This is a genomic window from Escherichia sp. 93.0816, assembly GCF_013368855.2.
GTDB lineage: Bacteria > Pseudomonadota > Gammaproteobacteria > Enterobacterales > Enterobacteriaceae > Escherichia > Escherichia ruysiae.
Map to the genome: position 1 here is coordinate 70,695 of NZ_JABWNC020000019.1, position 7,035 is coordinate 77,729.

Below are 7,035 nucleotides of genomic sequence, written 5' to 3' on the forward strand. Positions count from 1 at the left end.
AAATTCCTTTAATCAAAATATTGAGTCTGGATAAATTCACTGAGCTGCCGCAAACCGGTGCGCGGCGAGAGCGTATTGTTTTTGACTGCTAATAGCGTCTGGCGGTAATAGCGATCGAAATCTTCATTCGCGAACAGGTGGTGCAGCACTTCTTCTTCGGTTTGTTTACGCAGCCATTCCACCGATTGTTGTTGCCGCATTTGTTGCAAACGACCGCTGGCGGTAAGTGCGGTTTTGAAATCGATAATTGCGCGCCAAATCTCATCGATACCGCATTTTTCCAGCGCGCTACAGGTGAGAACCTGCGGCTGCCATTCGTCATATTTGCGACGCAGAATATGCAGAGCGCCCTCGTACATATGGCGGGCAATGGCGACATTCGCGTGGTTATCGCCATCGTCTTTGTTAATGACAATCAGATCTGCCATCTCCATCAGCCCCTTTTTAATGCCCTGGAGATCATCACCACCACCGGCGATTTGCAGTGAGATAAAACAGTCCACCATGCGGGCTACTTCTGTTTCCGACTGCCCGACGCCGACGGTTTCAACGATCACCACGTCATAACCCGCCGCTTCGCATAACAGCATTAACTCCCGTGCCCGCTGGCTGGCGCCGCCCAGATGACCGGATGACGGAACCGGGCGAATAAATGCCGCATCGGCACGCGCCAGTTCGGTCATCCGGGTCTTATCGCCAAGAATGCTGCCACCGGTCACTGGGCTGCTGGGATCGACGGCAATTACCGCGACTTTCAGCCCCTGGCGAATCAGCAACATACCGAAAGCTTCAAGAAAGGTGCTTTTCCCCGCGCCAGGTGTGCCGGTAACGCCCAGGCGCAGTGCATTTCCACAAAACGGCATGATGGCGTCGAGCAACTGAGTACTTAGTTCCTGATGACGTGGATGACGGCTTTCTACCAGCGTCATCGCCTGGGCGAGCGTGGCACGCTCACCCTGACGTAAGCGCCGAATGTTGTCTGTCAGCGTGGCTTCGTTAATCATGACGCTGGCTAATCCGATTCAGTACATCACGTACGCTGTCGAGCATGGGAGTACCCGGACCATAAATCGCTGCCACGCCACGTTCTTGCAGGAAGGCATAATCCTGCGGTGGAATAACGCCGCCAGCGACTACGCAGATATCTTCGCGTCCCCATTTTTTGAGGGCTTCTACCAGTTCCGGGATCAGCGTTTTATGCCCGGCAGCGAGTGAGGACGCGCCCACCACATGAACGTCGTTTTCCACCGCCAGGCGGGAGATCTCTTCTGGTGTCGAGAACATCGGACTTAAATCAACGTCAAATCCAAGATCGGAATAGGCGCTGGCAATGACTTTGGCCCCGCGATCGTGTCCATCCTGCCCCATTTTGGCGATCAGAATGCGCGGGCGACGGCCGTTATCCGCGAGGAACTGTTCCGTTTGCGCAACAATCGCATCAAATTCGCAAGCTGATTTTTCCGACTGATGATAGCTTTGCGCAATCACGCCAGTAACACACTGGCTCGGCACCAGATAACGGTCAAAAGCGGCTTCCAGCGCATCGGAGATTTCACCCAATGTCGCGCGAACGCGTGCCGCATTAATAGCAGCAGCCAGCAGGTTTTCGTTTTGCAGTGCCGCATTAGTCAGAGCATTCAGTGCGGTGGTTACGGCAGCATCATCGCGGGTGGCGCGAATGTGCTCCAGTGAAGCAATCTGCTCGTTACGTACCATCACGTTGTCTATCTCAAGGACATCGGTTTCGTCTTCGTGATCCAGCTTGTACTTGTTAACTCCAACAATCACGCGTTTGCCCTGATCGATCAATGACTGCTCACGCGCAGACGCTTCTTCGATCATTCGTTTTGGCAAACCCGCTTCAATCGCTTTCGCCATGCCGCCAGCCTCATCGATCTGTTGGATAATAGCTCTGGCTTGTTTAACGATCTGATCGGTCAACGACTCAACGTAATAAGATCCGGCCAGCGGATCGACGGTGCGGCAGATTTCTGACTCTTCCTGAATGATTATCTGAGTATTACGGGCTATACGTGCCGAGAAGTCGGTTGGCAGTCCAAGTGCCTCATCAAAAGCGTTGGTATGCAGTGATTGTGTACCGCCAAGTGTGGCGCCCAACGCTTCAATGGTGGTGCGGATAACGTTGTTATAGGGATCTTGCTCGGTGAGACTCCAGCCTGAGGTCTGACAGTGGGTGCGCAGTGCCAGTGATTTCGGATCTTTGGCTCCAAATCCGCTTACCGCCTCACTCCAGAGATAACGTGCGGCGCGCAGCATGGCGACGTTCATGAAAAGATCCATACCGATGCCAAAGAAAAACGACAGGCGCGGGGCAAAGTCGTCAATTTTCAGGCCAGCAGAAAGTGCAGCTTTGATGTACTCAATTCCATCAGCGAGAGTAAATGCCACCTGCTGCACGCAGTTTGCTCCCGCTTCGCCCATGTGGTAACCGCTAATACTGATGGTATTAAAGCGCGGCATATTGCCGGAACACCAGGCGATGATGTCAGCGATAATACGCATCGACGGTTTTGGCGGATAAATGTAGGTATTGCGGCAGAGGTACTCTTTCAGAATGTCGTTCTGGATGGTGCCTGTGAGTTTCTCAGGCGACACGCCCTGTTCCTCTGCTGCCACAATATAAAACGCCAGGACCGGCAACACCGCCCCGTTCATAGTCATCGATACCGACATTTGATCCAGCGGGATCTGGTCGAATAGCACCTTCATATCTTCAACGGTGTCGATAGCGACGCCTGCTTTACCGACGTCGCCTGAAACGCGCGGATTGTCAGAGTCGTAACCACGGTGAGTGGCGAGGTCAAAAGCTACGGAAAGACCCTTTTGTCCGGCAGCGAGGTTACGGCGATAAAAGGCGTTAGATTCTTTTGCCGTGGAGAAACCAGCATACTGACGAATGGTCCACGGTTGAGCGGTATACATGGTGGCACGTGGACCACGAACGTAGGGGGGCAAGCCTGGAAGGGTGCCGGTTACTTCCAGATTGTCGAGATCGGCTTCGGTATACAGCGGCTTGATGGTTATCCCTTCCGCCGTTTGCCGTATCAGTGAGTCGACGTTTTTCTCCCGACGGCTCAATTCCTTGTTGGCAAGTTGTTGCCATTCCTGCACGTTAGACATTATTTGCTCCATAAAACGCAATCAAAATGGTGGGATGCGCTTACGGTGAGCTTTTTACACGGGGTTGTCGCCAGCAAAAAAAATGCATTGGGACGTCGTTTTTTGCCGCGTGAGATTTGTCTGTTTCGTGATGTTGTTCAAAGAAGGTAAAAAGAAAAAAGGAAAATGCCTGATATGTGCTACCAGGCATTAAGTGATTGATTAATCCTGACGAAGCACTTTGTGACCATAGTCGAGCAAAGCATCGGTGACTTTACGCATCATGCGGCTTTCTGGGGCAAAGCGGTGCCAGTAGAGCATTCGCCGTTGAAACAGCCCTGGCGTAAGGTCGATCAGCTCGCCGCTCGCCAGTTCTTTCTCAATTTGCAGGTGTGGGATCATACAGCAGGTTGTTCCCTGGCGAGCGAGTTGAACGAAGGCTTCAGACGAGTTAACGATATGGCACGGCACGCTACCTGGCGGCAGATCGAAGTTTTGCTGTAAAAATGCCTGGTGCATATCGTCAAGATGGTCAAACGCCACCACCGGTGCCTTGAGCAGCGCGGAGCGGCTTACTCCGTTAGGGAAGTATTTCTCGGCAAATGGTCTGGAGCTGACGAACAGATAGTCAAGCGCGCCAAGTTTATCGACAAGACAACTGGGCAGCGCCTGATGTTGAATACTCACCGCGCCAACTACTTCACCTCGACGCAGGCGTTCCTGGGTGCGGGTTTCATCTTCCACCTGCAAGTTCAGACGAATAGGCGAATCAGCCAGCACCGGAGCCAGCGCCGGTAGCAGCCAGGTTGCCAGACTGTCAGCGTTGACCGCCAGTGAAAGCAGTAGTGGGGTTGAACCGGTTTGTTCATCCCCCAGCCACTCTTCTTCCAGCAATTCGACCTGGCGAAGCAGTGCCAGCAGTTTTTGCCCTTGTTCTGTAGGTCGCGGCGGGACAGTACGCACTAATAACGGCTGCCCGAACATATTTTCCAGCTGCTTAATGCGCTGTGAGACGGCTGATTGCGTAATGCACAATTTCTGTGCCGCGCGCTCAAATCCTCGTTCACGTATTACCGCATCCAGTGCCTGTAATGTTCTGTAGTCCGGGCGTTTCATTGCTTTAACCTGCTCCTCAAATTTTCTTATGCCGAACTATGACATAATTTTGCTTTGGGTACAGAGCATTTAACGTATACAAAAGCAGCCATAATGGAAATTTTGACTGACAACACCGTGTTTATTTAGGCTTTGTGGAGCGTACAGGCAACGTTCTGTGGGCGAGTTACTGGCACTGGATGTGATTTTTATTGGTAATATTATCAATTAATTGTATTACAGAGCTTCACCTTTATCGGCGTAGTTTCAGATATGCAGACTGGGGGATAGAAGGGTAATCCTGATACCCAGATTTGCCGGGCTGAAAGAGGAGGCCCGCCATTGCCTGTTATTTCATGGATGAGTTATCCGCACGACTTGCTGACGGGGTCTGAATCGCTTTTTTTGTATATAATGCGTCTGAAATTTCATACCACAGGCGAAACGATCATGACGCAGGATGAATTGAAAAAAGCAGTAGGATGGGCGGCACTTCAGTATGTTCAGCCCGGAACCATTGTTGGTGTTGGTACAGGTTCCACCGCCGCACACTTTATTGATGCACTCGGCACGATGAAAGGTCAGATTGAAGGGGCAGTTTCCAGCTCGGATGCATCCACTGAAAAACTAAAAAGTCTTGGCATTCATGTATTTGACCTCAATGAAGTTGACAGCCTCGGCATCTACGTTGACGGTGCAGATGAAATCAACGGTCATATGCAGATGATCAAAGGCGGCGGTGCGGCGCTGACGCGTGAAAAAATCATCGCCTCGGTTGCAGAGAAATTTATCTGCATCGCGGACGCCTCCAAGCAGGTCGATATTCTGGGTAAATTCCCGTTGCCGGTGGAAGTGATTCCGATGGCGCGTAGTGCAGTGGCTCGTCAACTGGTGAAACTTGGCGGTCGTCCGGAATATCGTCAGGGCGTGGTGACTGATAACGGCAACGTGATCCTCGACGTCCACGGTATGGAAATCCTTGATCCGGTGGCGATGGAAAATGCGATTAACGCGATTCCGGGTGTGGTTACTGTTGGTCTGTTTGCCAACCGTGGCGCGGACGTCGCGCTGATTGGCACGCCTGACGGCGTTAAAACCATTGTGAAATGATCTGACGGGGGAGTTCGTTCCCCCGTTAAAAATTTTTTGCATTGTTAAATTTGGTGACATCTATCACGTTTTTAACTCACTTTTGCCTAACACGCTAAAGAAAGTCTCATCTTCAGCATTTTCTTCTGTTAATCAACCTCTCGTGATATTTCCTCAACATCGCGACGCAAACGTTCATATTGCCGCATTATTATTTTTTGATATGTTGAAAGGCGGATGTAAATCCACACACAACATTTCAAAGACAGGATTGGGTAAATGGCAAAGGTATCGCTGGAGAAAGACAAGATTAAGTTTCTGCTGGTAGAAGGCGTGCACCAAAAGGCGCTGGAAAGTCTTCGCGCGGCAGGTTACACCAACATCGAATTTCACAAAGGCGCGCTGGATGATGAACAATTAAAAGAATCCATCCGCGATGCCCACTTCATCGGCCTGCGATCCCGTACCCATCTGACCGAAGAAGTGATTAATGCCGCAGAAAAGCTGGTCGCTATTGGCTGTTTCTGCATAGGCACAAACCAGGTTGATTTAAATGCTGCGGCAAAACGCGGGATTCCGGTATTTAACGCACCGTTTTCGAATACGCGTTCTGTCGCCGAGCTGGTGATTGGCGAACTTCTGCTGCTATTGCGCGGAGTGCCGGAAGCCAACGCCAAAGCGCACCGTGGCGTATGGAACAAACTGGCGGCGGGGTCTTTTGAAGCGCGCGGCAAAAAGCTGGGTATCATTGGTTATGGTCATATCGGTACGCAGCTTGGCATTCTGGCGGAGTCGCTGGGGATGTATGTTTACTTCTATGATATTGAAAACAAACTGCCGCTGGGCAACGCGACGCAGGTGCAACATCTTTCCGACCTGCTGAATATGAGTGACGTGGTGAGCCTGCATGTGCCTGAAAACCCGTCCACCAAAAACATGATGGGCGCGAAAGAGATCTCGCTGATGAAGCCCGGCTCGCTGCTGATTAACGCCTCGCGCGGTACTGTGGTCGATATTCCGGCGCTGTGTGACGCACTGGCGAGCAAACATCTGGCTGGTGCGGCAATCGATGTATTCCCAACAGAACCAGCGACCAACAGCGATCCGTTTACCTCACCACTGTGCGAATTCGACAACGTCCTGCTGACGCCGCACATTGGCGGTTCGACTCAGGAAGCGCAGGAGAATATCGGCCTGGAAGTTGCGGGTAAATTGATCAAGTACTCTGACAATGGCTCCACGCTCTCTGCGGTGAACTTCCCGGAAGTCTCGCTGCCGCTGCACGGTGGCCGCCGTCTGATGCACATCCACGAAAACCGTCCGGGCGTGCTGACTGCGCTGAACAAAATCTTTGCCGAGCAGGGCGTTAACATCGCCGCGCAGTATCTGCAAACGTCTGCTCAGATGGGCTACGTAGTTATTGATATTGAAGCAGATGAAGACGTTGCTGAAAAAGCATTACAGGCAATGAAAGCGATTCCGGGCACCATTCGCGCCCGTCTGCTGTACTGATTCCCTTCTCTGACAAACAACGGGCAGGTCGCTGACTTGCCCGTTTTTTTATCCCTTTTCCCGCGCTTATCACTGCATTTGCAGTGTGCTGCAATCGCCTCTGCGAGTCTGCTCGAAGAAATAAATCAAAGCCAGATCAATGCGTTGCCTTTATTCGAAGAGGATTTACGATGGCGGGGCAGCACAGGGCTGTAACGGTAAAGCCCTCACCGAAGCGAG

The 7,035-nt window shown here is 51.8% G+C and carries 5 protein-coding genes; 2 read left to right on the forward strand and 3 right to left on the reverse strand.

Annotation, left to right across the window (positions count from 1 at the left end; genetic code table 11):
* Positions 1 to 8: 8 nt before the first annotated feature.
* The 3 genes from meaB to argP all read right to left on the reverse strand — a co-directional run bounded on the left by meaB (position 9) and on the right by argP (position 4,236).
* Positions 9 to 1,004, reverse strand: a complete 996-nt coding sequence (gene meaB / locus HEM79_RS17440) for a methylmalonyl Co-A mutase-associated GTPase MeaB (protein ID WP_176242642.1) — start codon at positions 1,002 to 1,004, stop codon at positions 9 to 11.
* Positions 997 to 3,141 (reverse strand): methylmalonyl-CoA mutase, encoded by a 2,145-nt coding sequence (gene scpA, locus HEM79_RS17445; RefSeq protein WP_176242640.1) that lies wholly within the window; start codon positions 3,139 to 3,141, stop codon positions 997 to 999. The genes meaB and scpA overlap by 8 nt, the downstream gene beginning before the upstream one ends.
* Positions 3,142 to 3,342: 201 nt before the next feature.
* The gene (gene argP, locus HEM79_RS17450; protein ID WP_000828352.1) at positions 3,343 to 4,236 is read right to left on the reverse strand and encodes a DNA-binding transcriptional regulator ArgP; all 894 of its coding nucleotides are present in this window, start codon (positions 4,234 to 4,236) and stop codon (positions 3,343 to 3,345) included.
* Between the two features lie 429 nt (positions 4,237 to 4,665).
* Between argP and rpiA the strand changes: the two genes are divergently transcribed.
* Both rpiA and serA read left to right on the forward strand, forming a co-directional pair.
* Positions 4,666 to 5,325 (forward strand): ribose-5-phosphate isomerase RpiA, encoded by a 660-nt coding sequence (gene rpiA, locus HEM79_RS17455; protein ID WP_024191163.1) that lies wholly within the window; start codon positions 4,666 to 4,668, stop codon positions 5,323 to 5,325.
* A gap of 258 nt (positions 5,326 to 5,583) precedes the next feature.
* A complete protein-coding gene (gene serA / locus HEM79_RS17460; RefSeq protein WP_001151617.1) occupies positions 5,584 to 6,816 on the forward strand; it encodes a phosphoglycerate dehydrogenase in 1,233 nt (410 codons plus the stop codon).
* Positions 6,817 to 7,035 lie beyond the last annotated feature (219 nt).

Bases quoted from the DNA above. Each gene is read 5' to 3' on its own strand.
- argP (WP_000828352.1), bottom strand. From the start codon at position 4,236: ATGAAACGCCCGGACTACAGAACATTACAGGCACTGGATGCGGTAATA.
- meaB (WP_176242642.1), bottom strand. From the start codon at position 1,004: ATGATTAACGAAGCCACGCTGACAGACAACATTCGGCGCTTACGTCAG.
- serA (WP_001151617.1), top strand. From the start codon at position 5,584: ATGGCAAAGGTATCGCTGGAGAAAGACAAGATTAAGTTTCTGCTGGTA.
- scpA (WP_176242640.1), bottom strand. From the start codon at position 3,141: ATGTCTAACGTGCAGGAATGGCAACAACTTGCCAACAAGGAATTGAGC.
- rpiA (WP_024191163.1), top strand. From the start codon at position 4,666: ATGACGCAGGATGAATTGAAAAAAGCAGTAGGATGGGCGGCACTTCAG.